21 protein-coding genes are annotated in these 26,526 nt (G+C 59.1%); 7 read left to right on the forward strand and 14 right to left on the reverse strand.

The features are described from left to right. Window positions 1-96 precede the first annotated feature (96 nt). From D8V06_RS17205 to D8V06_RS17215, 3 genes are all read left to right on the forward strand, one after another. Entirely contained in the window at window positions 97-1,488 is a 1,392-nt protein-coding gene (locus D8V06_RS17205) for a GntP family permease (RefSeq protein WP_130931383.1), read from the forward strand. Window positions 1,489-1,495: 7 nt separating this feature from the next. Further along, window positions 1,496-2,269, forward strand: coding sequence for a 3-hydroxybutyrate dehydrogenase (hbdH, locus tag D8V06_RS17210; protein WP_056852794.1), 774 nt, complete (start codon window positions 1,496-1,498; stop codon window positions 2,267-2,269). A 153-nt stretch (window positions 2,270-2,422) separates the two neighbouring features. Next, entirely contained in the window at window positions 2,423-4,378 is a 1,956-nt protein-coding gene (locus D8V06_RS17215) for an acetoacetate--CoA ligase (protein ID WP_130931384.1), read from the forward strand. 19 nt (window positions 4,379-4,397) lie between these two features. On the opposite strand, the gene D8V06_RS17220 is transcribed toward D8V06_RS17215, so the two are convergent. After that, entirely contained in the window at window positions 4,398-8,249 is a 3,852-nt protein-coding gene (locus D8V06_RS17220; protein ID WP_130931385.1) for a hypothetical protein, read from the reverse strand. A 135-nt stretch (window positions 8,250-8,384) separates the two neighbouring features. Then, the gene (locus D8V06_RS17225) at window positions 8,385-9,494 is read right to left on the reverse strand and encodes a PilT/PilU family type 4a pilus ATPase (protein ID WP_130931386.1); all 1,110 of its coding nucleotides are present in this window, start codon (window positions 9,492-9,494) and stop codon (window positions 8,385-8,387) included. Between the two features lie 111 nt (window positions 9,495-9,605). Between D8V06_RS17225 and D8V06_RS17230 the strand changes: the two genes are divergently transcribed. Further along, window positions 9,606-12,143 carry a PAS domain-containing protein gene (locus tag D8V06_RS17230; RefSeq protein WP_056852798.1) on the forward strand — a complete coding sequence of 846 codons (2,538 nt, stop codon included), beginning with the start codon at window positions 9,606-9,608 and terminating at the stop codon, window positions 12,141-12,143. Between the two features lie 54 nt (window positions 12,144-12,197). Further along, on the forward strand, window positions 12,198-12,473 hold the full coding sequence (locus D8V06_RS17235; RefSeq protein WP_007933743.1) for a peptidylprolyl isomerase: 276 nt from the start codon (window positions 12,198-12,200) through the stop codon (window positions 12,471-12,473). Window positions 12,474-12,612: 139 nt separating this feature from the next. Here the strand turns inward: D8V06_RS17235 and D8V06_RS17240 are convergent, their stop codons facing one another. The 10 genes from D8V06_RS17240 to D8V06_RS17285 form a co-directional block, all read right to left on the reverse strand. Then, window positions 12,613-13,545 (reverse strand): sugar kinase, encoded by a 933-nt coding sequence (locus tag D8V06_RS17240; protein WP_130931387.1) that lies wholly within the window; start codon window positions 13,543-13,545, stop codon window positions 12,613-12,615. Window positions 13,546-13,687: 142 nt separating this feature from the next. After that, complete coding sequence (locus D8V06_RS17245; protein ID WP_056852800.1) at window positions 13,688-14,905, reverse strand: amino acid deaminase; 1,218 nt, start codon at window positions 14,903-14,905, stop codon at window positions 13,688-13,690. 38 nt (window positions 14,906-14,943) lie between these two features. Next, window positions 14,944-15,708, reverse strand: a complete 765-nt coding sequence (locus tag D8V06_RS17250) for an IclR family transcriptional regulator (RefSeq protein WP_130931388.1) — start codon at window positions 15,706-15,708, stop codon at window positions 14,944-14,946. A gap of 171 nt (window positions 15,709-15,879) precedes the next feature. Next, on the reverse strand, window positions 15,880-16,269 hold the full coding sequence (locus D8V06_RS17255; protein ID WP_056852802.1) for a RidA family protein: 390 nt from the start codon (window positions 16,267-16,269) through the stop codon (window positions 15,880-15,882). Window positions 16,270-16,299: 30 nt separating this feature from the next. After that, window positions 16,300-17,094, reverse strand: a complete 795-nt coding sequence (locus tag D8V06_RS17260) for an amino acid ABC transporter ATP-binding protein (RefSeq protein ID WP_056852803.1) — start codon at window positions 17,092-17,094, stop codon at window positions 16,300-16,302. Further along, window positions 17,091-17,753 carry an amino acid ABC transporter permease gene (locus tag D8V06_RS17265; protein WP_130931389.1) on the reverse strand — a complete coding sequence of 221 codons (663 nt, stop codon included), beginning with the start codon at window positions 17,751-17,753 and terminating at the stop codon, window positions 17,091-17,093. Before D8V06_RS17265 ends, D8V06_RS17260 begins: the two co-directional genes overlap by 4 nt. An 8-nt stretch (window positions 17,754-17,761) precedes the next feature. Beyond that, window positions 17,762-18,424, reverse strand: a complete 663-nt coding sequence (locus tag D8V06_RS17270; protein ID WP_130903423.1) for an amino acid ABC transporter permease — start codon at window positions 18,422-18,424, stop codon at window positions 17,762-17,764. A gap of 51 nt (window positions 18,425-18,475) precedes the next feature. Beyond that, window positions 18,476-19,324, reverse strand: a complete 849-nt coding sequence (locus tag D8V06_RS17275) for a transporter substrate-binding domain-containing protein (RefSeq protein ID WP_130931390.1) — start codon at window positions 19,322-19,324, stop codon at window positions 18,476-18,478. A 387-nt stretch (window positions 19,325-19,711) separates the two neighbouring features. Next, window positions 19,712-21,271 (reverse strand): TerC family protein, encoded by a 1,560-nt coding sequence (locus D8V06_RS17280; RefSeq protein WP_130931391.1) that lies wholly within the window; start codon window positions 21,269-21,271, stop codon window positions 19,712-19,714. A 312-nt stretch (window positions 21,272-21,583) separates the two neighbouring features. After that, entirely contained in the window at window positions 21,584-22,450 is an 867-nt protein-coding gene (locus D8V06_RS17285) for a LysR family transcriptional regulator (RefSeq protein ID WP_130903424.1), read from the reverse strand. Window positions 22,451-22,553: 103 nt separating this feature from the next. Between D8V06_RS17285 and D8V06_RS17290 the strand changes: the two genes are divergently transcribed. Next, window positions 22,554-24,098, forward strand: coding sequence for an MFS transporter (locus D8V06_RS17290; protein ID WP_130931392.1), 1,545 nt, complete (start codon window positions 22,554-22,556; stop codon window positions 24,096-24,098). Here the strand turns inward: D8V06_RS17290 and D8V06_RS17295 are convergent. Continuing rightward, the gene (locus D8V06_RS17295) at window positions 24,084-24,488 is read right to left on the reverse strand and encodes a MerR family transcriptional regulator (protein ID WP_130903426.1); all 405 of its coding nucleotides are present in this window, start codon (window positions 24,486-24,488) and stop codon (window positions 24,084-24,086) included. The genes D8V06_RS17290 and D8V06_RS17295 overlap by 15 nt on opposite strands. Before the next feature lie 77 nt (window positions 24,489-24,565). On the opposite strand from D8V06_RS17295, the gene D8V06_RS17300 reads away from it, so the two are divergent. Beyond that, on the forward strand, window positions 24,566-25,789 hold the full coding sequence (locus D8V06_RS17300; RefSeq protein ID WP_130931393.1) for an NADH:flavin oxidoreductase/NADH oxidase family protein: 1,224 nt from the start codon (window positions 24,566-24,568) through the stop codon (window positions 25,787-25,789). 72 nt (window positions 25,790-25,861) lie between these two features. Here the strand turns inward: D8V06_RS17300 and D8V06_RS17305 are convergent, their stop codons facing one another. Then, complete coding sequence (locus tag D8V06_RS17305) at window positions 25,862-26,524, reverse strand: VWA domain-containing protein (protein ID WP_130903428.1); 663 nt, start codon at window positions 26,522-26,524, stop codon at window positions 25,862-25,864. Between the last annotated feature and the right edge of the window lie 2 nt (window positions 26,525-26,526).

Consider the following 26,526-nt stretch of genomic DNA (forward strand, 5'->3'; position numbering starts at 1 on the left):
TATATTTCAGCTAGTTAACCACCTGGCACGAAACTCGCTATAGCTCCTTCCTACAAGATTTCACCACACAAAAATAACAATCCCAGGAGACACACCATGAGTGTGATCATTGCCTTGGCAGCCCTCGCGCTGCTGATGGTGGCTGCTTACCGTGGCTACAGCGTTATCCTTTTTGCCCCGATTGCCGCCCTCGGCGCCGTCCTGCTGACTGACCCTTCCGCCGTCGCACCTGCCTTCACCGGCGTGTTCATGGAGAAAATGGTCGGTTTCATCAAACTCTACTTCCCGGTGTTCCTGCTCGGTGCGGTGTTCGGCAAGCTCATCGAGCTGTCCGGTTTCTCGCGTTCCATTGTCGCCGCGGCCATTCGCGTGCTGGGCACCCGCCAGGCGATGCTGGTGATCGTGCTGGTTTGTGCCGTGCTCACTTACGGTGGTGTTTCGCTGTTTGTGGTGGTATTCGCGGTGTATCCGTTTGCCGCTGAAATGTTCCGTCAGAGCAACATCCCCAAACGCCTGATCCCGGCGACCATCGCCCTCGGCGCGTTTTCGTTCACCATGGACGCCCTGCCCGGCACCCCGCAGATCCAGAACATCATCCCCAGCACGTTCTTCAACACCACCGCCTGGGCTGCACCCTGGCTGGGTGTGATCGGTACGATTTTCGTGTTCTGCGCCGGCATGCTGTTTCTTCAGCGCCAGCGCAACAAGGCCCAGCGTGCCGGTGAAGGTTATGGCACCGACCTGCGCAACGAGCCGGAAACCGCTGCCGACATCAAGCTGCCCAACCCGTGGATCGCCCTGTCGCCGCTGCTAGCCGTGGGCATCATGAACCTGCTGTTCACCCAGTGGATTCCACAGTGGTACGGCAAGACCCACAGCCTGGCGCTGCCGGGTATGGCGGCCCCGGTCACCACTGAAATCGCCAAACTCACCGCAATCTGGGCGGTGCAGGCCGCGCTGCTGGTCGGCATCCTCATGGTGTTGGCGTTCGGCTACAAAGCCATCAGCAGCAAACTTGCCGAAGGCAGCAAAAGTGCGGTCGGCGGTGCATTGCTGGCGGCGATGAACACGGCTTCGGAATACGGCTTTGGTGCGGTGATCGCCTCCCTGCCGGGTTTCCTGGTGCTGGCCGACTGGCTCAAGAGCATCCCCAATCCGCTGGTCAACGAAGCGATCACCGTCACCTTGCTGGCGGGTATCACTGGCTCCGCCTCGGGCGGCATGAGCATCGCGCTCGCGGCAATGTCCGAGCAGTTTATCGCGGCGGCCCACGCCGCCAATATTCCGCTGGAAGTGATGCACCGTGTAGCTTCGATGGCCAGTGGCGGCATGGACACCCTGCCGCACAACGGCGCGGTGATTACCTTGCTCGCGGTCACCGGCCTGACCCACCGTGAAGCTTACAAAGATATTTTCTGTATTACGCTGATCAAGACCCTGGCGGTTTTCGTGGTGATCGGTACTTTCTACGCCACTGGCATTGTGTGAGGTATTCATGACGACTCTTTCCGGCAAGACCGCACTGGTTACCGGCTCCACCAGCGGCATCGGCCTGGGGATTGCCCTGAGCCTGGCCAAGGCCGGCGCCAACCTGATCCTCAATGGCTTCGGCGATGCGTCCAGGGTCATTGCTGAAGTCGAACAGTTCGGCGGCAAGGTCGGCCATCACCCGGCCGACGTCAGCGACCCGCAACAGATCGCCGACATGATTGCCTACGCCGAGCGTGAGTTCGGCGGCGTCGACATTCTGGTCAACAATGCCGGCATCCAGCACGTGGCGCCGGTGGACGAGTTCCCGGTGGAGCGCTGGGATTCGATCATCGCGATCAACCTGTCGTCGGTGTTTCACAGCACCCGCCTGAGCCTGCCGGGCATGCGCGCCAAAGGTTGGGGCCGGGTGATCAATATTGCTTCGGTGCATGGACTGGTGGGTTCAACCGGCAAAGCCGCTTACGTTGCCGCCAAGCATGGGGTGATCGGCTTGACCAAAGTGGTCGCCCTGGAAACCGCCACCAGCAACGTTACCTGCAATGCCATTTGCCCAGGTTGGGTACTGACCCCGCTGGTGCAAAAACAGATCGACGATCGCGCCGCCACCGGAATCGATCCGCAGCAGGCGCAGCATGATCTGCTGGCCGAGAAGCAACCCTCGCTGGAATTCGTGACCCCGCCGCAGTTGGGCGAGTTGGTGCTGTTCTTGTGCAGTGAAGCCGGGGCTCAGGTGCGGGGTGCGGCGTGGAATATTGATGGTGGGTGGTTGGCGCAGTGATTGGCCGCTAAACCCTTATAGATGATCGTTCCCACGCTCTGCGTGGGAATGCAGCCCGGGACGCTCCGCGTCCCAGAAGCCGAACGCGGAGCGTCCGTTGACGCATTCCCACGCAGAGCGTGGGAACGATCTGACAACAAGAAGAGGCAAAGCATGTCCGACATCCTCTGGCAACCCAGCGCCGAACGCATCGGCAAGACCCGCATGGACGCCTTTCGGCGCTTCGTCAATCAGCGGCATCATCTGCACATCGACGACTACCCTGCCCTGCATCAGTGGTCCATCGATCAGCGTGAAGCGTTCTGGCAAGCCATCGTCGATTTCTTCGACATCCGTTTTCACGATCAGCCGGATGCAGTATTGGTCGAGGGCACGCAACTGCCCAGCGCCGAGTGGTTTCCCGGCGCTACCCTGAACTTTGCCGAACATTTGCTGCGCCGTCGCGACGATGCCGTGGCCGTGGTGGCCGTGGCGGAGAACGGCCAGCGCGAACAACTGACCTGGGCCGAGCTGGCGGAACATGTCGCCGGTTTTCAAAGTGGTTTGATCGCCGCCGGTGTCGGCCTGGGCGACCGGGTGACGGCGTGCATGCCCAATACCTGGCAGACATTGGTGGCGATGCTCGCCACCACCAGCCTCGGGGCGATCTGGTCCTGTTCTTCGCCGGACTTCGGCACGCAAGGCGTGATCGATCGTTTCGGCCAGATCGAACCCAAAGTGCTGGTCACCTGTGCCGGTTATCGCTATGCCGGGAAAGAAATCGACCAGAGCGCCAAGGTCAACGAGATCCTCGAACGACTGCCATCCTTGCAGCAACTGATCATCGTGCCTTATGCGCGGCCCGAAGTGCGCATCGAAGACTTTCACACATCGGCCAACGTCACGCTGTGGGACGACTTCTACTTCCCCGGTGGCGAACCGGATTTCACGCCGGTGCCCTTCGCCCATCCGCTGTACATCCTTTATTCCAGCGGCACCACCGGCGTTCCCAAATGCATCATTCACAGCACCGGCGGCGTGCTGCTGCAACACGTCAAGGAACACGGCCTGCATTGCGATCTCGGCCCCGGCGAACGCCTGTTCTACTACACCACGTGCGGCTGGATGATGTGGAACTGGCTGGTCTCGGCCCTCGCAGTCGGCAGCGCCGTGGTGCTGTACGACGGCTCGCCCTTCCAGCCAGATGCCGAGCGTTTGATCGACCTGATCGACGACGAGCGCATCAGCGTCTTCGGGACCAGCCCCAAGTACCTCGCGACCCTGGAAAGCAGCGGCGTCAAACCCAGGCACAGCCATGAACTTGGCAGCCTGAAAACCTTGCTCTGCACCGGCTCGGCACTCTCGCCGCAGAGTTACGATTTCGTCTATCGCGATTTCAAGCCTGACGTGTGCCTGGCCTCGATGTCCGGCGGTACGGACATCGTCTCGTGCTTCGTCAACGGCAACCCGTTGAGCCCGGTCAGACGCGGCGAAAACATGGGCAAGAGCCTGGGCATGGCCGTTGAAGTGTGGAACGACAACGGCCAACCGGTGATCGGCGAAAAAGGCGAACTGGTCTGCACCCGACACTTCCCGGCAATGCCCATCGGCCTCTGGCACGACCCCGACGGCGCAAAGCTCAGGGCGTCGTATTTCAGTCAGTTTCCCGGAGTCTGGGCGCAAGGTGATTACGCAGAACAACTGCCCCATGGCGGCATGATGATCCACGGTCGCTCAGACGCGGTGCTCAATCCCGGTGGCGTGCGCATTGGCACAGCGGAAATCTATCGTCAGGTCGAGAAAGTCCCGCAGGTCATCGACAGCGTCGCTATCGGCCAGCAATGGCAAGACGACGTGCGGGTGGTGCTGTTCGTGCGATTGGCTGATGGCGTTGAGCTGGACGAAGCATTGCAGCAACAGATCCGCCAGGTCATCCGTGCCAACACCACGCCGCGGCATGTTCCGGCGAAAATTGTTGCAGTGAGCGATATACCACGCACCATCAGCGGCAAGGTGGTTGAACTGGCGGTAAGGAATGTAGTGCACGGGCAGGCGGTGAAAAACACGGATGCGCTGGCCAATCCCGAAGCGCTGGAACAGTTTCGGGATCGGCCGGAACTCGACACGTGAACGATCGTGCGGGTGCGTGTTAATCCATGTGCGAACCCGGTGGGCGCGTTCCACCGGCAGGTTTAGATGCAAGTGAGCTGTTCAGAGTGATCAGAACCGGCTGGTCAATCACGCGCCCGGCGTTTGCTTCGACTGCGCCGCGCAGGATGGACATATTGCGTTCATAAGCATTTCTGTCCGTGTACAACTGGCTCAGCAGCGAGGTAGTCACCGCCAGCGAGTCAGCATTTTCAAAGGTTTTGGCACTGGCGTGACAGGCATCGCCCTCATCCGTAACCGGCAGACGTCCCGACGCCAGGTTCAGCAGCGCGGCTACATCCAGCAACTGCCCTCTTTCGCCGTTGCGTCCGGCATCGCGGGCATAGCTGACATCGTCAGTCTGTGAAGCACCGTGGAACAACTCATGAATCAAGTCGTCTGCCACGACATCATGGTTGAAGCCCAAACTGATGAAGTGTTTGTTCAGTTGGGGTGTATAGATTTCGATGAATTGCGTGTTGGATGGGTCTTGTGCGCCTTTCCATTGTTCGTACGCCTCCTTGTTCAATGCAGCGATGTTGTGAGTGGTCTTGAGCGGATCGAGAAACATGTTACTGATGGAAAGACCTGCAAAGTCAGCCCTGACCAATCTCAGATAGCTCAACAACCGTTCGAATGCATCGCTCGAGTTGCTTCCCATCAGCACCTTGATGATTGCGTCGCGCTCCCTCGTCAGGTCGAGACTGTTCAAGACGTTGATCGCGTTTTCGATTTTTGTACGCGCCAGCGGCAAGCTTTGCTCAATGAACTGTCGGGTATAGCTGACGGGCAATGTCTTGTTGAATCGAGGCAACTGGATAGGTGACTCAAAGATGAAGTTGTTCAGTCTGGGTCCCCAGGGTTTGCCCAATCGATCAAGGGCATACCATTGATGAGCGTTACGCGCTGCCACCACCGTTAATGTGTCACCGGTTGCGCCAAGAGGTCGCCAGGTACCCTGCCCGGTGGTATCGGCGCGATTGGCTGCGCGAATCAAGTCATAGGTTTTGTGTCGGCCATTGAGTTTTTGTAACTGTGATTGCGCCAGCCCGAGCATCTCTTGAGCCTGCCTGTTAAAGCGTAGCGCTCCCTTGTGGACGAGTTTCCCGGCACCGAACAATGCCGTAGGCACGCCATCCAGCGGGTTGATGAGGGAAACGGAGGTCACGAAGGCTAGCTTGGTCAACTGGGCGGCTTTGGACGACAAGGAGACGGCCTTCGACGAAATGCTCAGCGCTTTGGCAGCCGCCCCCGCGAAGGCGCCTCCCAAGGCAATGGCGTCCATGGCACAACCATAGATCCCGTCGACCACCCTATTGTGATCCCCAGAAGATAAATCCTCGATGCACTTTTTAAAGGGAACCACCAGATTCACGATGTAATCGGCAGTCTCATTGCCCATTTTGCGCTGGCTTTCAAGCGCAGTCGGCACGGTGGCCATTGCTTCAACTTCGGAAAACTTGCGGAACGGATGATGACTCACGACGAACTCGGCAATCCTTGCAAACTGCGGGTTGCCAAAATTCATATAAGTACTCTGCGTGCGCGCTACCACAGACCTTGGTGCCGGGAGCTCACCCAACTTTTCGATAATCGCCAAGTCGCTGCGCGCATGCTGCTCAACTGCAACCCCCTCCGTGTATTCCTTCAGAGTGACAGGCAACGCTTCCAAAGGCGTGGGTGCCACCTGCGCATTCAAATCGCCGATGAAATCGATCCTGGAGCGACCCGAACATTTTCCCTTCGAGGTGATCAGGTTTCCAAGGACATCGTTTTTCCGTAGCTCTCCTCTGAATGTAAACAACTCATAGCACGCAACCGAGTTTTCGTGGATGGCGTACATCACAACACCAAAGCGGCCCGTGACAGCATCTTTGCCTTGTTGGGTTTCGTAATCTGTCTCATACGTAAGCGGTCCGCCGATATAGCGGGAGGATATCTCTACCGCTGCACCGCGAAGGGTAAAGAACGTAATCTTGCCTTTCAGAAAGATTTCCAGGTCAAAGGGGAGCATGTGTGAAAGGGCCAATTTCACGTTTGTGACCACCGCACTATTCAAATTGCCGAGATAGCCGCGCAATTGCCGATGAAATTCGACATTGTTGGGTGCCAGGTACGACAACAGAGGGAAACGTTTGTAAATGCTGAGTACGGAGGGATCGTGGAAGGTTGGCCTTGTGTAATGGGTCATACCGGCCAGCAAGTCAGTTGTCGTGGTGTCATCGGGAAAAACCGCGCGAAGATCCCACTCACCGCTCGCCAGGTCTCCTGACATATGCAAATCGACCATCGACATGGCGGTGGGCGAGGCATATAGGCCAGGGCGTTGATAGATAACTTTCCTGTCGAGGAAATCACAACCGGGTGCCACGTCTTCCAAGGCTTTGCGAGCAATGTCTTCTCTACTGGGCAACGGATTGGACAGCACCCGGGCCAGATGGGTGAAGTGCTCTGTGTAAGCCTCGAAAGCGGCAATCGCCCGCTCCGTCGTTTCCTTCGCCGCTTGAGTGAGCTCAGTTGGCTCGATAACACCATTCAACAACGCCCAGTCAACAATCGGATCGATCATTGCCAGATCCCGCAGACGGGAGAGGGGCGAACTGACAGGCTCGAGTTCGACGTAGGCCATGATTTGCCCGTAGCTCAGCACAAGCGCCGCCCCTTTCGTGACCGCCTCCACCAGCGCAACGCCACGGCAAAAGACCACCCAGGCAACCGAGCCCATCGTCAACGACGATGGAACACCCTTGACCAGAAATTCCGGCGCAATTTCCGCCAGTAGCAGGTGCGATGCCATTGGCGCCAGGACAGGATTCACCCAGCCTTTGGTGTGCAGGAAGGTTTCCAGTTCCTTGCGCACGTTCAACGAAGATCGTTCGACGTTGGTTGGTGAATACAAATCGAACCCGCCGATACTCTTTCTGCCTTGAGCTTTGCCGAAGTCTGGATACAGCTCCAGCAAAATAGCCGTTATCAATAGTTGCCCAAGATCCTGTGCAGAGACGTCTTGCCCAGATGTTGCACCGAACCAGTCCAGTTCCTTCAGGAGGTTTCTGGCGCAGGTTTGGGCCGCCGGATGCCTGACCAACTGAACGATACATTCAGCGGCGTTATCGTGCGTTGCAAGAGTGCCACTCGTTTCGCGATACAGTTTGTCCAGCAGCTTTTTGTCGGGAGCTATAAGCTTTGCAGTGGCTTGACGAATAGCTGCATGTTGCTCAGCCGACAATACGACTAATGACGGATCATCGGCAGCAAGTTGCCCCCAATAGTTACCAAGTTCATCAACTTCAGGATCAAATTCGAACAACGCGATCAGATTCCTGGTTTCGCTCGCATTCCTGGGAACCGCCAACCCATGAAACTCCAGCCATTGATCAACAAAAGTGTAATCCTCTGTATATACGTACCCGCCCGCTTGGCTTGCAATATCCCCTATGACAAGAAGTTTCTGATAGTTGTGGGATGTCTGGATGAGTTCCAGGTCAACGGCTTCCCACGTTGTAGTGCTTTTTCTGTATATTTCCAACACGCCGGTGGCGTTAATACGTGTTAAGGCCATACTCTCGAGACGGAGGCGGCGGAGTTCATCCATCACGGACGTATGATTAGCCAGATTATTCCATGCCACTCGCCCTGGCATATGGACCTCATAGAGAGAAGACCCCGTCACCAACGGAAACTCATACCCTTGCCAGTCATACGGCCCTTCGTCCTCTTGTTCATCGAAGACAGTTTTTAACTGCTGCAATACCAATTGACGCTCTGCCGCATCGGCCTTTAACCATTCGCACTGCACATCTGAAACCGACCCCGACAACTGATAGGCTTTATATTTCAAGCTGTCACACATAAAACAACCTCATAGATTTAATCACTGATTAGTTAAACGAGCATCAATCCTTACCCACCCGGAATTAATTAAACAGTAAAAATCTACGAAACAATATTTCAGAACTTCAAATAACGAACCTGCCTGCCAATAAAATCAATCCTCCAAATTCCACTCACTACTCGGCCCACTTACTATTGAAACACCCTCCCTATAACGTTTTAGGCGCAACTTTAAATTATTAAACGAGTCCGCATTCTTTAATGCTTCGCTCTCGCTGATAACACCTTCGACCACCAGTTCATACAGTGCGTCATCGAAGGTCTGCATGCCCAACTCTTTGGATTTTTCCATAATGTTTTTAAGTTCATCCAGTTCATTGCGCCGGATCAAATCGCCAATGGTCGGCGTCCCGAGCATCACTTCCACCGCCGCCCGTCGCTGACCATCCCGAGTGCGCACCAACCGTTGCGACACGAATGCCTTGAGGTTGTTGCCCAGGTCGTGGAGCAGCTGCGTACGCCGTTCCTCGGGGAAAAAGTTGATGATGCGGTCCAGCGCCTGATGGGCGTTGTGAGCATGCAGCGTGGAGATCACAAGATGCCCGGTATCAGCAAATGCCAGTGCGTGCTCCATGGTTTCGCGGTCGCGAATCTCGCCGATCAGCACCACGTCTGGCGCCTGACGCAGGGTATTTTTTAACGCGGCGTGAAAACTGCGGGTATCGACGCCGACCTCGCGCTGGTTGATGATTGATTTCTTGTGCCGGTGGATGTATTCGATCGGGTCTTCGATAGTGACGATATGCCCACTGGCATGACGGTTGCGATAATCGATCAGGGCCGCCAGCGAGGTAGACTTGCCGGAACCGGTGGCGCCGACGAACAACATCAAACCTTGCTTGAGCATCACCGTCTCGAGCAGTACCGGCGGCAACTTGAGGTCTTCGTAACGTGGTATGTCGAGTTTGACGTTGCGCACCACCATCGACACGTCGTTACGCTGTTTGAAGATATTGACCCGGAAGCGACCAATCCCCGCCAGGGAGATCGCCAGGTTCATCTCCAGTTGACGATCGAACTCCAGCCGCTGTTCGGCGTCCATGATGGACGCGGCAATTGCCGCAATGTCTCCCGGCTTGAAGGGATGGTCGTCAAGCGCTGTAAGAATTCCGTCGAAGCGCGCGCTGGGTGGCGCGCCCGTGGACAGGTAAAGGTCGGAGCCATCCTGGCTGGCCAGGCGTTTCAACAGCGCATCGATTTCCATGGCAAAAAGCACCCGCGAAGCATTCAATTGGAAAATGACCCGATTGCGGTCATTCAGCGTCTGGTAACAATAGTAGACGCCGCCATACCGACTTATGTGCAGGACAACTTGATGAACGCATCACCGACCGGCAGCGATGCCCAGGCCTTGATTGCCCGACTGGACTGGGCGAACAGTCCGCTGGGCGCCGCCAGTACCTGGCCGCAAAGCCTGCGAACCGCCGTGGATATCGTGATTCACTCGCCGATGCCGATGTTGCTGCTCTGGGGCCCGCAGCTGACGCAGATCTACAACGACGGCTTCGCCCTGCTCGCGGGCAGCAAGCATCCGCACGCTTTCGGACAGCCTACACACCAGATCTGGCCAGAACTCCAGGACTTCACCGACCCGATTTACAGCGCCGTCCTACAAGGCCAGGTGCGAACCTACAGCGAGCAGCGTTTCACCTTGCAGCGCAACGGCAAGGATTCCGACTTCTGGCTTGATCTGACTTATAGCCCGATCCGCGACGAGAATGCCCAGGTCGCCGGAATTCTGGTCACCGCCATCGAAACCAATGAGCGACGGCGCATCGCCCTGGAACTTGAACAGCGCTCGGCCGCCAGCCTCAAGGCACAGCAAGACACCGAGGAGCGCCTGCAACTGGCGCTCTCTGCCACCGACGCGGTGGGCACCTGGGATTGGGATATCGGCGAGGACCGCTTCATCGCCGATGCGCATTTCGCCCAACTGCACGGTATCGATCCGGCCATGGCCGGCCAGCTGCCGATCAGCGATTACCTGCACGGCGTCCACCCCGAAGACCGCGCCATGATCGCCCGCAGCATCAAGCACTGCATCACCCACGGCACCGAATACGCCGAGGAATATCGCCTGCTGCAGCCAGATGGCCAAGTGCGCTGGGTGTTTGCCCGCGGGCGTTGCTACAAGGACCATCACGGCCGGCCGATCCGTTTCCTCGGCGCGGCCCTGGACCTGACCGAACGCAAGAATACCGAGCAGGCTCTGCGTCAGAGCCAGACCGAGTTGCAGTTGATCATCAACGCCATGCCGATTCTGATCAGCTATGTCGACCGTGAGGAACGCTTTCGCCTGAACAACGCCGCGTATCTGGACTGGTACGGCCTGACACCACAGGAGCTCTATGGCCGCACGGTCAGGGAAGTCCTGGGCGATGAGGCCTACGCCCTGCGCGCCGAGCACATCGCCCAGGCATTGAGCGGCAAACCATGCTGCTTCAGCCTCAATACGCCGCACCGTGACGGCAGCATCCGCCATGCCCTGATGAACTATTTGCCACGTCACGGTGCCGATGGCTCGGTAAACGGTTTCTACATCTTCGTGATCGACGAAACCGAGCGCAAGCAGACCGAAGAAGCCCTGCGTAACCTCAACGAAACCCTCGAAGAGCGGGTTGCCGCCCGCACCCGGCAACTGGCCGAAAGCAATCAGCGTCTGCAAAACGAGATGGTCGAGCGCGAACGTGCGGAAGACGCCTTGCGCCATGCGCAGAAGATGGAAGCGGTGGGCCAGCTGACGGGGGGTATCGCCCATGACTTCAACAACATGCTCACCGGGATCATCGGCAGCCTTGACCTGATGCAGCGCTACATCGCCGAAGGGCGCACGGAAGAAATCGGCCGTTTCACCGAGGCGGCGGTGTCCTCGGCCAACCGCGCCGCCGCTCTTACCCATCGCCTGCTGGCGTTTTCCAGGCGCCAGTCGCTGGATCGCAAACCGCTGAACGCCAACGATCTGATCCATTCACTGGAAGACCTGCTGCGGCGAACCAAGGGCGATCACATCGAACTCAAGTTGCAACTGGCCGAAGATGCCTGGCCGGTCAGCACTGACGTCAGCCAACTGGAAAACGCCCTGCTCAACCTGGTCATAAACGCTCGGGACGCCATGCCCGATGGCGGTGAGCTGCGTATCGAAACCGCCAACGTCTACCTCGACAGCAGCGACATCAATACGCTGGAACCGGTCAAGGCCGGCGATTACCTGATGATCGCCGTCACTGACAACGGTACCGGCATGACCCCCAAAGTCCTGGCCAAGGCGTTCGATCCGTTCTTCACCACCAAACCCATCGGTCAGGGCACCGGGCTTGGGTTATCGATGATTTATGGCTTTGCGCAACAGTCGGGCGGCCACGTCAGCCTGTTCAGCCTGCCGGGCCAGGGCACCAGTGTGCGTTTGTATCTGCCGCGTCTGCGAGTCATGGAACCCGAAGATGTGCTGTCGCCGGTGATCAGCGAAGCGCCACCGGCCATTGCCGGGGAAACCGTGGTGTTGGTCGAGGATGACCCGGCGGTGCGCATGTTGGTGCGAGACCTGCTCAAGGAACTGGGGTATCACGCACACGAAGCCGAAGATGCGAAATCCGCCCTGCCCTTGCTGGAGTCCGACATGCGGGTCGACCTGCTGGTGACGGATGTCGGCCTGCCGGGCATGAACGGTCGGCAATTGGCGGAAATCGCCCGCCAGTATCGTCCGGCGCTGAAAGTGCTGTTCATGACCGGGTATGCGCAGATGGCGGCCGAACGTCAGGGCTTTCTCGAAGAAGGCATGGACATGGTGGCCAAACCGTTCTCCATTGATCTGTTGGCCAACAAGATTCGCACGATGATCGGCCAACCCCGCTGACTTAAGGCATAATCGCGCGCCCCGCCGTCAACACCGTTACAAGGTATCTACCCCATGAAAGCTCAAGCCCGCCACATTCTGGTGAAAACCTCGGAAGAAGCCGAGCAGCTCAAGCAACGCATCGCCAAGGGCGAGGCCTTTGATGTGTTGGCCAAGAAATATTCCACCTGCCCGTCCGGCAAACGTGGCGGCGACCTGGGTGAAGTGCGGCCGGGGCAGATGGTTGGGGCGATTGATGCGGTGATCTTCAAGAAACCGTTGCGGGTGGTGCATGGGCCGATCAAGAGCAAGTTCGGGTATCACCTGGTGCAGGTGTTTTACCGGGATTGAGAGGCTGGCTTTCTGGCCGCATCGCTGGCAAGCCAGCTCCCAGTGATTTGTGGGTGGCCAGAGATGTCAGCCACACCAAAAAACCTGTGGGAGCTGGCTTGCCAGCGATCCGATGGCGCAGCCATCGGCCATGCCACTGTTATCCTGGAATCAGCGCCCCAGGCACCTGAATCACCTGGCTCGCCAACCGATGCCCCGCCTCGGCAGCCTCCACCGGGCTCCCGCCCCTGAGCCGCGAGGCCAGATACGCCGCACTGAACGAATCCCCTGCCGCCGTGGTATCCACCACCCGCTCGACCTTCTGCGCCGGCACTTCAAATGACTCACCAACACAGCGAATCAGGCACGCTTCGGCACCTCGCTTGAGCACCACTTCCGGCGTGCCGATCTGCTCGTACGCGGCGAACACCGCCTCGCAATCGGCAAAATGGAACAGCGCCTGTTCGTCATCGACGGTCAGCAACGCCAGATCGACATACGGCAAAACGCTGCGGTAGGCCGCCCGCGCATCCTCCAGCGAAGCCCACAGCCGTGGCCGATAGTTGTTGTCGAAGACGATTCGCGCATCACGCTGACGGGCTTCGATCAAGGTTTCCAACAGTTTTCCCCGACCTTGTACGCCAAGGACCGCGAGCGTGATGCCGCTAAAATAAAGCACATCGTAATCCGGCAACGCCGCCAGGATCGGCGCGGCGGCCGGGGTGGTGAAGCAATCGCGCACCGCGGCTTCATTGCGCCAATAAAGGAAACGACGCTCGCCGGCGGCATCGGTCTGAATGCAGTACAAACCCGGCAAACGCCCGGGTAAACGCTGAACCATGTCCAGGCCGATGTTTTCTTCGGCCCAGCTCTGGCACATGGCATCGCTGAAACTGTCGTCGCCCAGCGCGGTGACATAGTCGACGCTGCCGGCGGCACCCAGCTCACGGGACAGGTAGACCGCGGTGTTCAAGGTATCGCCGCCGAAGCTTTGTTGCAGGCTGCCGTCGGCGCGCTGTTGCAGCTCGATCATGCATTCGCCGATCAGGGCGATGCGCGGGGTGTTGGGGCCGAGGGTGTTGATGGTGTTCATTAGGGTGGAGGCTCTCTCAAACGATCGTACCCACGCTCTGCGTGGGAATGCATCCCGTGACGCTCTGCGTCACATTCGCAAGCAGGACGCGGAGCGTCCCTGGCGGCATTCCCACGCAGAGCGTGGGAACGAGCAGGTGTGGTTAGAAACAGGTTTCCATGGTCTCGATAACGCTCAACTGCTCATCCACCAGACACCCCATGCGCCACTTGTCGAACGTCAGGCACGGGTGCGAAGTGCCGAACGAAATAATGTCACCCACGCGTAGTTCTACCCCCGGCGCCACGGTCATGAACGCGTGCTGGTCCATCACCGCCGTCACCTTGCAGGCACCGACATCGTCGCCCTTGGCCGGCACCACGCCAGCCTTGTAACGCAGCAGCGGCACCGGCAAACCGGCGTCGTAGGCCACATCGCGCTTACCCAGGGCAATCACCGCGAAGCCCGGCTCCGGCAAGGACTGCACGTGCGCCCAGACTTCCAGCGCCGGGCGCAGGCCTTCGTGCAAATCACTGCGACGGTCGAGGACGCAGCATTGCGCTTCTTTGTAGATGCCATGGTCGTGGGCGACATAACTGCCCGGGCGCAAGACGCTGAGGAATCGTCCAGCAGCGTTCTGCGCCTCGAACTCTTCGGCAATCAAGTCATACCAGGCCGAGCCGGAAGCGGTGATGATCGGTTTCGCAATGGCAAACGCGCCGCTGTCCTGCAACTGCACTGCCAGGCGAACCAGCGAGCCGGCAAACGCTCGAATCCCGCTGACCGCGTGATCACCGTGGATCACGCCTTCGTAACCTTCGATCCCGGTCAAGGCCAGTGCCGGTTGCGCAGCGATGGCCTTGGCCAGATCCAGCACTTGCTGCTCGCTGCGGCAACCACAACGTCCACCGACCACACCGTACTCGATCATCACGTTCAAGCGAACGCCGCGCGAGGCGAAATAGGCGCCGAGGTCAGCGACGTTGTCCGGGTGGTCGACCATGCAATAGAAGTCGAACGCAGGGTCAGCCAGCAGATCGGCGATCAGCGCCATGTTCGGCGTACCGACCAGTTGGTTGGCCATCAGCACCCGATGCACGCCATGGGCGTAGGCCGCGCGGGTTTGCGTGGCGCTGGCCAGGGTGATGCCCCAGGCGCCGGCGTCCAGTTGCCGACGAAACAGCGCCGGGGTCATGCTGGTTTTGCCGTGGGGCGCCAGTTCAGCGCCGCTGTTGCTGACAAAGTCCTGCATCCAGCGGATGTTGTGTTCCAGCGCTTCACGGTGCAGCACCAGCGCCGGCAGGCTGACGTCGCGCACCAGGTTGGCGCCAATGTGGGCAAAGCCCTTTTCCACGGCGGCAGTATTCTTGGCAGAAGACATGGTCGAACTCCTCACATTCGCGGCCGCAGGCAGCCGCTTTATTCGTTGATGCGACGGGCCAGGCTGTTGGCGCTGTCGATCAGCACCCGGCGGTAGTCGTTGTAATTGTTCTTGGCATCGGCTCGCGGGGCGACGATGCACAGGGTCGCGATGGCTACGCCGTTCTGGTCTTTGACCGGGGCGGCGAAGCAATGGGTAAACGTGTCGGCGACGCTATCGAAAGAGAAAAAACCCTCGCGCCCGGCCTGACGAATTTCCGCCAGGAATTGCTCCAGCGGCAAGCGGTCGCCGTCGGGCAGGATGAAGTCGTCGTGGTCGATCAGCTCGACGATTTGCTGGTCACTGAGGTGTGCCAGCAACAGGCGCCCGGACGCGGTCCAGGGAATCGGCGCGTTCTCGCCGATGTCCGAGGAAATACGAAAATGCCGCTCGCCCTCTTTCATCAACGCCACGGTGTATTTGCGTCCGTTGAGCAGGCACATCTGCGCGGTTTCATGGGTCTGGCTGACGATCTCCTGCAAGGCGAGATCGGCCTCGCGGGTCAGATCGAAATGACGCAAATGCGCCTGCCCGAGGAAGTACAGCTGACGACCGAGGTAGACGTGGCCGTCCTTGCCCACCGGCTCCAGAATCCTGCGTTCGAGCAATGAAGCCACCAGTTCGTAGACCGTGGATTTTGGGCTGCCGATGCCATTGGCGATATCGTTCGGGCGCAGGGGCTGGCCGACTTCCTTGAGGAAATCGAGGATATCGAACGCCCGGTCCAGACCGCGTGCCCGGCGCTTGATGGTGTCTTCAGTCATGTCAGTGGTTCCCCTTCAAAATGCCGGGAGTTTACCGAGTGTGCAGTGTTGACTGTGAGGCCGCCATCGCTGGCAAGCCAGCTCCCACAGGGATTTAGGGTGTGCCGACAATCTGTGGCAATACACAACACCTGTGGGAGCTGGCTTGCCAGCGATGCAGTCACCGCCGGTTCAGGCCTTTTTCTTGTAGGCAATGCAGTCGATCTCGACCTTGCAGTCGACCATCATGTTCGCCTGCACGCAGGCACGGGCCGGGGCGTGTTCCGGTTTGAAGTACTCGGAAAAGACCTTGTTGAAACTGCTGAAATCCCGCGGATCCTCCAGCCACACGCCGGCACGCACCACATCTTCCAGGCCATAACCGGCCTCTTGCAGAATCGCGATCAGGTTCTTCATGGTCTGGTGGGTCTGTTCGACAATGCCGCCCACAATGATCTCGCCATCCACCGCCGGCACCTGCCCGGAAACGTGCAGCCAGCCATCGGCTTCAACGGCGCGGGCGAAAGGACGGGGCGCGCCGCCAGCGGCGGTGCTGCCGGTGCCGTAACGAGTAATGCTCATGAGTGTTTCTCCTGATTGATAGTTGAAAGATCAAAAACGCGTATTTTTGAGAAATTCCGCCAGACGCGGCGATTGCGGGCGTTCGAACAGTTCCTTGGGTGGCCCCTGCTCTTCGATCCGCCCCTGATTCATGAATACGATTTTGTCCGAGACCTCGAAGGCAAAGCGCATTTCGTGGGTCACCAGCAGCATGGTCATGCCGTCTTCCGCCAGGCCCTTGATCACGTTGAGCACTTCGCCCACCAACTCAGGGTCGAGGGCCGAAGTGACCTCGTCGAACAGCATCAGGCTCGGGTTCATCGCAATCGCCCGGGCAATCGCCACGCGTTGTTGCTGGCCGCCGGACAACTGCCCGGGAAAGTGGTCGCGGCGTTCCAGCAGGCCGACCCGCTCCAGCCATTTCTCCGCCAGGGCCACGGCCTGGTCCTTGTGCAGCTTTTTGACCTTGAGCAACCCGAGGGTAACGTTCTGCAACGCAGTCAGATGCGGGAACAGATTGAATTGTTGAAACGCCATGCCGGTCATCGCGCGATGGCGGGCGATGACTTTTTCCGGGTGACGAATGCGCTTGCCATTGACTTCGTCATAACCAATGGACTCGCCGTCGAGCAGGATCTGCCCGCCCTGGAATTCTTCAAGCATGTTCACGCAGCGCAGCAAGGTGGTCTTGCCCGAACCGCTGGAACCGATCAGCGTCACCACGTTGCCGCGCTGCATGCTCAGGTCAACGCCCTTGAGCACTTCGAGCTGGTCATAACGCTTGTGCAAGCCGCGAATGTCCAGCAGCGGCTGGCCGTTTTGACTATTGGATTGAGTTTGAGTCATGGCAAGGCCACCCGCTTTTCAATGTGCCGGCCGAGTAATTCGATGCCGTAGTTGATGACGAAGAACAGAAAACCGGCGAACAGATAGAACTCCAGGGTCATGAAGGTTCGGGCAATGACCTGCTGGGTGCTGAGCAGCAACTCGGCCACGCCGATCACCGACAATAGCGTCGAGGCCTTGACGATCTCGGTGGACGAGTTGACCCAGGTCGGCAGGATTTGCCGCAACGCCTGAGGTAACAGTACGTAGCCCAGGGTCTGGTTGAATGTCAGGCCTATGGCCTTGCTCGCTTCCATCTGCCCACGGGGCAGTGCCTGCAAGGCACCGCGCACGATCTCGGCGACGTGGGAGCCGCAAAACAGCGTCAAGCCCAATGCACCGGCCTGAAACGCACTGATCTGCCAGCCCAATGCCGGGGCCATGTAAAAGCAGGCGAGCACCAACACGAACACGGGCGTGCCGCGAATCACGTCCACATAAAAACGAAACGGCGCGCGCATCCAGAACTTGCCGTAGGTCAGCACCAGTCCGGCAAACATACCGACCACCGTGCCCAGCAAAATCGCCAGTGCCGACACCTGCACACTGGTCAAGAAGCCTTGCCAGAGCGGCTCGCGCGCGATCCACAACTCCTGCAACCAACTGGGGGATTCGTACATGGAGCCTCCTATCGGCGGATTGCCAGACGCTGCTCGAGATAACGCAGCAGCATGGCAATGAGGTAACAGGCCGCGACATACAGCGCCGTAGTCACCAGCCAGGTTTCGATCACCCGGTAGCTTTCGACATTGATCTTGCGCGCGTAATAGGTCAGCTCCGGCACGGCAATCGCCGCCGCCAGCGAGGTGTCCTTGAACAGCGAAATGAAGTTGTTCGATAACGCTGGCAGTACGTTGCGCAGCATCACCGGCACGGTGACATAGGCCTTGACCTGCCATTCCCCCAGGCCGATCGCCAGACCCGCTTCGCGTTGGCCCTTGGGAATGCTCAACAAACCACCGCGGAACACTTCGGTCAGGTACGCCCCGGCATACAACGACAAGGTAATGATGAACGAGGGAATCTTGTCCAGACGAATCCCCAGGCTCGGCAATGCAAAGTAGATCAACAGAATCAACACCAGAATCGGCGTGTTACGGATCACCGTCACATACACCGAAGCCAGCACCCGCAACGGGCGGTGCTTCGACAACAAAGCAAACGCCATCAGCAGGCCGATCACGCAGCCGATGGCGATCGACACCAGCGCCAGCTCCAGGCCCAGGCCGAGCCCCGCCAGCAAGGTGTCGAAATCGCGCCACACGGCGGCAAAGTTCAACTGATAGTTCATGGTCAGCAGTACCTGAACGGGGCGATTCAGAACCGCCCCGCTCTCACGGGATCATTGAAATTCGACGGGGAAACCAATCTTTGGCGAAGGCAGATCCACACCGAACCATTGCTTGAATGACGCGGCGTAAGTCGGGAACTCGACGCCGGTCATGGCCTCATGCAAGGTGGTGTTGACGAAGTTCAGCCAGTCCTGATCGCCGCGCTTGACCGCACAGGCATAGGTCTGCGGGCTCCAGGCGTAAGCCGGGCTGCGGTAGCGACCGGCGTTCTGCACCATCAGGTATTTCACCGAAGACTGGTCGGTGGCCGCCGCGTCGGCGCGACCGGAGTTCACGGCCTGGTACATCAGGTCAACGCTGTCGTATTGGTCGACCTTGGCATTGGGCAATGCCTGATGCACCAGCTCTTCGGCGTAGACATTCTGCAGCACCGCCACGGTCAAGCCGTCGCCAGCGGCCCTCATGTCTTCGATTTCCTTGTACTTGCTGTTGGCCGGCAACAGCAGGCCAACGCCTTCACGGTAGTAAGGCAGAGTAAACGCCACTTGCTGCGCACGACTGGCGGTCACGGTGATGAACTGGCAGCTCATGTCGACCTTGTCGGTCAGCAGGTTGGGAATCCGCGCATCGGATGACTGCACAACAAACTCGACCTTGCTCGGGTCGTTGAACAGCCCTTTGGCCACCATGCGCGCGATGTCGATATCAAAACCCTGCAATTTGCCATCTGCACCCTGGAAGTGCCACGGCGCATTAGTGCTGCCGGTGCCCACGATCAACTTGCCGCGGGCCAGGACACTATCGAGCTTGCCGTCTGCCGCCTGGGCCACGCCCATGGCAGCAGCAGAAGCCGCGAACAGAAAAACACACGCTTTGAACAACGAAGGTCGGCGATGCATGGCAAGCACTCCAGAATGATGTTTATTCCGCTATACCGGAACATGGTATGTAACAACGGAATAGACAGCAGAAAGTGTGCCACAGGATGTGCAGGGAATGTAGGGAGATTGAAAAGTGTTTTGAATCAGGGGGATGCGTACATGCGAAAGAAAGGGTTACCAAAACGAATCAAATAGAAACCGCTACCATCGGCTACAGCAGTCGGGAATCTGATTCACAACAGGGCCCAAGAGAATCAATCAGGTGCATTTTTGTATCGTGGTGATTGATAAGAGTGAGTCGTCTGGCGGTCTGCAATCGCGGGCAAGCCCGCTTCCACAAGCTCAGCGTATAACTTGTAGGAGCGTGGCTTGCCCGCGATGAGGGCATTGGCATCAATACAACATCTACGCGCCAATGCGCGCCAGCCGAACCCGCGTCACCCGCCGCTCTTCCACCGACAACACGGTCAAGCACCAGCCTTCCCATTCGTGGCTGTCGCCGATCATCGGCAGGCGATCCAGCAAGCTGACCACCAGACCGGCGAGGGTCTGGTAGTCGTCGGTAGGCTCGGCAGCAAACCCGGTGTGCTGTCGAACTCGCGCCAGGTTCAAAGCGCCGCTGACCACAAACCCGCCCTTTTCCTCGACCACGTCCGGCCCTTCGATTTCGCTGGCATCGGGTAATTCACCGGCGATCGATTCGAGGATGTCGGTCATGGTCAGCACACCGACGAAGTCGCCGAACTCGTTGACCACGAATGCGATGTGCGTCGACGCCTTGCGCATCTGCTCCAAGGCGTTGAGGATCGAGTAACTCTCCAGCAGGTTGATGGTCTGGCGCGCAAGATGCGCAAGATCCGGTTGGTTACCTGCCAGGAACTCTTTCAACAACTCCTTCTTGTGTACGAAACCCAGCGGTTCATCCACCGCACCGTCGCGGATCAGCGGCAGGCGCGAGTAAGACGAATGCATCAGTCGCGTGCGAATCGCCTCGGCGTTGTCGGCCAGGTCGATATGATCGACGTCGGCGCGCACGGTCATCAACGTGCGGATCGGCCGCTCGGCCAGTTGCAGCACGCCGCTGATCATCACCCGCTCGCGGCGATCGAACAGCGCTTCGTTGGGCGCCTCGCCGTTGTCGAGCATGTCGGCAATTTCCTCGCCGACTTCTTCCACCGCCAGTTTGCGCCCGCCCAGCAGGCGCATCACCGCGTGGGCGGTGCGCTCACGCATCGGTCGCAGGCCCATCATCGATCGTTTGCGGCGAGCCCGGGCGATCTGGTTGAACACTTCGATCAGGATCGAGAAACCGATGGCTGCATACAGATAGCCCTTCGGAATATGGAAGCCCAGGCCTTCGGCAGTCAGCGCAAAGCCGATCATCATCAAAAAGCCCAGGCACAGCATGATCACCGTCGGATGCGCGTTGACGAACCGGGTCAGCGGTTTGCTGGCGACGATCATCAAACCGATGGAAATGATCACGGCGATCATCATCACCGCCAACTCATCAACCATGCCCACTGCGGTAATCACCGCATCGAGGGAGAACACCGCATCCAGCACCACGATTTGCGCGACGATTGGCCAAAACAGCGCATAGGCGGCGTTGGAGGAACGCTCACCGACGTGTCCTTCGAGCCGTTCGTGCAATTCCATGGTGGCCTTGAACAACAGGAACACACCACCGAACAGCATGATCAGGTCGCGCCCGGAGAAGCTCTTGTCGAATACCTCGAACAGCGGTTGGGTCAGGGTCACCAGCCAGGAAATACTCGCCAGCAAGCCAAGACGCATCAGCAAAGCCAGGGACAAACCGATGATCCGCGCACGATCGCGCTGATGTGGCGGCAGTTTGTCCGCGAGGATCGCGATAAACACCAGGTTGTCGATGCCCAGTACCAGTTCCAGCACAATCAGCGTCAACAGGCCCAGCCATGCGGTGGGGTCAGCTAACCATTCCATAAAAACGTCTCGATCTCTTCAGTGGATTCAGAATGCCGGGCACGGCAAGGCACGGCGCAGACGCCGAGGAACTGCAATGTCATGGGAAAACGCAAGCCAAAAGACCGGGTGCTTCGCGTGCATCAAGACCGCGCGATGGCGCGTGGGGAAAGGATAACTGGGGGGCTCCGTGAGGGTGTTCATGCAAGTCCTGAAAGGAAAAAGGACTTGGATCGTACAAGCAATAGCGACTGTTCCTACAGCCGGAAATCATTTCAAGATCTGTAGCGGCTATGAATCTTCGGTATTTCGAACAACGCGATGCTTGCGCACTCAAGCATTTTTTACGCGATCGATGTACTTGATCACCGCCGGCGACCTCTCGAACCGCCGATGAACCAAGGCCAACCAGGAAATCACCTGGCAATCCGCAATCTGCCGATACACCACGTTCGGCAAACTGACATGGCCGACCACGGACTCCGGCACCACCGCCACGCCCTGCCCCAGCGAAACCAGGGCAATCACCGCGACCAACCCACCCGGCTGCGCCCCCAGCCTGGGTACAAACCCACCCTGCGCGGCGACTTGCAAGGTGCCGACCACTTGCTCGGGAAGAATGAAGTTTTCGTTCTGCAGATGCACTGAATTGATCATCGGCAAACGGTTGAGCCATGAATCGACCGGTAGCGCCAACACAAAGCCTTCCTCGTCGAGCCGCACACTTTCGATACCGTCGGGCAACGCCAACGGGCAGCGGATGTAGCCGAGGTCGAAACGTCCCTCGAGGATCATGTTCGGCAGGCTGGCCATGGGGCTCTCCCGCACATTGAGGCTGACGTCCGGGAATTGGCAAGCAAACCCCTGCACTTGTTTTTGCAGCACTCCTGAGTACACCGCCGACGCCACATAACCGAGTTCGATGTGTCCGACTTCACCGCGACCGGCACGTTGTGCATTACGTTGGGCAGACTCGAATTGCCGGACCGTGGCTTCAGCCTCGATTACCAGCGCCGCGCCGGCTTCGGTCAGGCTGACGTCCCGCGACTGACGAAAAAACAAGCGCGCGCCCAACTCCGCTTCCATGTCTTGAATCTGCCGGGTCAGGGTCGGCGGCGCGATGCCTAATTGCTCGGCGGCGCGGGTGAAATTGCGATGGCGAGCGACGGCGAGGAAATAGCGGAAGTGGCGGATGTCCATGGGGGCATTAGCTCAAAGGTAATGAAGTGATGAGGCGCGCCTAACAACGACACTGTCAGCCAGGGATAAGCTGCTCGAACCGTCACAGTAGAGAACCCTTGCCATGCCCGTCAAACCCACGCCAATTGCACGTCAGACCTTACTGACCGCATCCGCCGTGTGCTCGCTGATCGTGCTCGACACCAACATTGTCGCCGTTACCTTGCCCAGCATTGCGCGTGACCTGGGGGCCAATTTCGCCGACATCGAGTGGGTGGTCAGCGCCTACATGTTGGCGTTCGCCGCGTTGCTGTTGCCGGCCGGTAGCCTGGCCGACCGTTTTGGTCGCCAGAAGACCCTGATGTGGGGCCTGGGGATTTTTATCATCGCTTCACTGGGCTGCGGCGCGGCACCGAACGCCCTGTTCCTCGACATTGCACGCGCGATCAAAGGCGTCGGCGCCGCACTGCTGTTGACCTCGGCGCTGGCAGCCATCGGCCACACCTTTCATGATGAAGCCGAACGAGCCAAGGCCTGGGCATTCTGGGGTGGCTGCATGGGCGTTGCCATGACCGCCGCGCCGACCCTGGGCGGACTGATCACCGAATTCGTGGGCTGGCGCTGGATTTTCTACCTTAACCTGCCAGTGGGCTTGTTCCTGATGTACAAGGTCTGGCGCGCGGTACCGGAATCACGCGATGCGCAAGCAGCGCGCCTTGATCCCTGGGGCAGCCTCGCCTTCAGCGCCAGCCTGCTGTGCCTGATCTGGGGCCTGATCGAAGCCAATCGGATCGGTTGGAGCAACCCGGTCACTTATGCGCGCCTGATCGGTGGAGCAGCGTTGTTGGGACTGTTCGTGGTGATCGAACGTCTGCAACAGCGCCCGATGATCGACCTGCAACTGTTCCGTCATCCACGCTTCATCGGTGCGCTGCTCGGCATGTTCGCGTACGCCGCGTGTGCTCAGGTCATGATGACCATGCTGCCGTTCTACTTGCAGAACGGGCTGGGGTTCACCGCGATTTCGGCGGGCTTGGGCATGTTGCCGTTCGCCGTCACCCTGCTGATTTTCCCGCGCATCGGTGCTCGGCTGACGGGGCGGATCACGCCGGCAAACATGATGGCCATCGGGCTCACCCTGGTAGGCTGCGGCAACTTGCTCAGTGCCTGGGCGGTCAACAGTGGCGGTTATCTGCCGTTCGCCCTGGCGATTGCCGTCACCGGTGCCGGCGCAGGTCTGCTCAACGGCGATACGCAGAAAAACATCATGGCCTGCGTCCCGCGGCAACGCACCGGCATGGCCTCGGGCATGAGCACGACCATGCGCTTCAGTGCGGTGATGCTGGCCATCGGCGTGTATGGCGCGCTGCTCGCTGGCCACACTGAACAACAGCTGCACTTCGGTTTGTCGAGTCTGGCGCCGGAGTTGCTCGAACAGTCAAAGGATGTCGCCTCGCGGGTGGTCGCCGGTGATATGAACGCGGCGATGAGTCTGTTGCCCGAAATCGCGCGGCCGCTGGTTGAAGCCTTGGCCCGGCAGGCGTTCGTCGCGGGGTTCAGTCTGTTGTTGTGGGTGGCGGGACTCGCAGCTTTGCTCGGTGCGCTGGTGGTGGGGACGTTGATGCGCAAGCCGATTCCCACCCCTCAGACTGCTTTAGTGCCTGAATGACTCCAGCACCCGCTCGGCATTCGCGTCACAAGCCATGCCTTCCGGCCGGGCCTGGATGTTTTCGATCAAACCCTGCAACTGCGCCTTGCTTTGCGCCAGATGCCGTTGCATGGCTTCGATCTGTTCGATCTTGCGATGCAGGCCGACCATCAACTCATCATGCTTGAACGCCCCCGTCACAGTGTCCGGTAACAGTTGCTTGAGTTCTTCGAGGCTGAACCCGGCCTGCTGGGCGCACTGGATGATTTGCAGGGTTTGCAGGACCTGTTGCGGGTATTGTCGATAGCCGTTCGCCGAGCGCTGAACCTGTTGAATCAAACCTTGAGCCTCATAAAAGCGAATGCGCGAGGCGCTCAATCCGCTCAGCAGTGCCAATTCACCGATTTTCATTGCGACCTCATTTGCCTGCTTGACATTAAAGTTAACTTTAAGCTTAGCCTCTACTCTTCACTGATGAGGAGTCAAGCATGTCGCCCTTTCAAGCGTTGAATCTGCCCAACGGCCAGACCATCGGCAACCGCATCGCCAAAGCCGCGATGGAAGAAAACCTCGCCGACATCGATCAGGCACCCGATGGTGCGCTGTTTCGCTTGTACCAGGCCTGGGCAGATGGCGGTGCCGGGCTGCTATTGACCGGCAACGTGATGATTGACCGGCGCGCCATGACCGGCCCAGGCGGTGTAGTACTCGAAGATGAGCGGCATCTGCAACGCTTCCGTCAGTGGGCCGACATTGGGCGCAGCGGTGGTGCGCAGTTCTGGGTGCAATTGAATCACCCCGGCCGCCAAACCATGGCCAACCTTGGCCAGCAAGCGTTGGCGCCTTCGGCGGTAGCACTGGATCTGGGACAGTTTTCGAAGATGTTCGCCGAACCGAAACCCATGAGCAAAGCCGACATCGACGAGGTGATCCAGCGCTTCGCCGCCAGTGCCGCGCTGGCCGAAAAGGCCGGTTTTACCGGCGTGCAGATACATGCCGCTCATGGCTACCTGATCAGCCAGTTCCTTTCACCACTGACCAATCGCCGAACCGATCGCTGGGGCGGCTCATTGGAAAACCGTGCCCGCTTGCTGCTTGCAGTGGTCGATGCCGTGCGCCAAGCGGTATCACCGCAGTTTTGCGTAGCGGTGAAGCTCAACTCGGCAGATTTCCAGCGCGGCGGCTTCGACGCCGACGACGCCCGGCAGGTTATCCAGTGGCTGAACGAGCTGCAGATCGATTTGCTCGAACTCTCGGGCGGCAGCTACGAAGCACCGGCCATGCAAGGCGAGGCCCGTGACGGGCGGACGTTGGCGCGCGAGGCTTATTTTCTGGAAATGGCCGGTGAGTTGGCCGCAGTGGCATGCATGCCGGTAATGGTCACCGGCGGGATTCGACGCCTGACAGTTGTCGAACAAGTGCTCGCCAGCGGCATCGCCATGGCTGGAATGGGCACGGCCCTCGCCGTTGAGCCCGGCTTGGTCAAGCACTGGCGAGAAGGTCTGAACAGTCACCCGCAACTGCCGCCAATTCGCTGGAAACGCAAACCGCTGGCAGCATTGGCAAACATGGCGGTCGTGAAATTCCAGCTGCATCGATTGAGTCGTGGGCGTAAGACCCGACCTGGAGTGTCGGCGCTGTGGGCGTTGATTGTCGACCAGTTGTACCTGGGCAAGCGTACCCGGCAGTATCGGCGGGCGATGGGGAAATAATTCGATTGAGGCTGGCGGGTACACCGCTATCGCGAGCAGGCTCGCCGTGATCGGCGCGCAGCACAGGAAAAATCAACCCGGCAACAACTCATCGATATGCCGATACTCCGACTGCAACTGCTCCGCCATCACCTTGCAGCGACCCAGCCTGATCGGCCCACGCTCGATATCGATCAGCAGCCCGGGACAATTGAATGGCTGCAATGTCGCCCCGTCCTTGATCCGCCCATCCGTGATCACCAGCAAGCGTTGCTGCTCGGCCGGAAAGCGCTTTCGCCGGGCCGCAAGCCACTGCCCCGCTTCGCTCAACGCCGCCAGCAACGGCGTGCCGCCACCGGCGCCCAGTCCATCAAGCCAGTGACGCAAACCACTGGACGCTTTCAACCCTTGAACCTGCCACTTCGGCGCAGCGCCACTGGCAGACAGCAAGGCCAGCCGGGCGCGTTGGCGATAGGCGTCATCGAACAACTGCGCGAGCAAACCCTTGGCATCGCTCAAGGCATGGTGCCGACGGGTCGAAGCCGACGCATCGACAATCACCAGCCACAATTGATGAGCCGAACGTGTGCGCACGTGGAACAACAGATCCGCACGCACACGTGGCCGACCAATGAGCAAGGTCCCCGGCCAGTTGATCGAACCGCTGCAGGCAGCGTGACGCTTGCCCTGTCGGCCATGGTCCAGTCGTCCGGCGCGGGGCCTGGCATTCGCCCCCGCGTCGGATCGGGGGCGAATGC

The organism is Pseudomonas sp. Sample_24, assembly GCF_004307605.1.
GTDB lineage: Bacteria > Pseudomonadota > Gammaproteobacteria > Pseudomonadales > Pseudomonadaceae > Aquipseudomonas.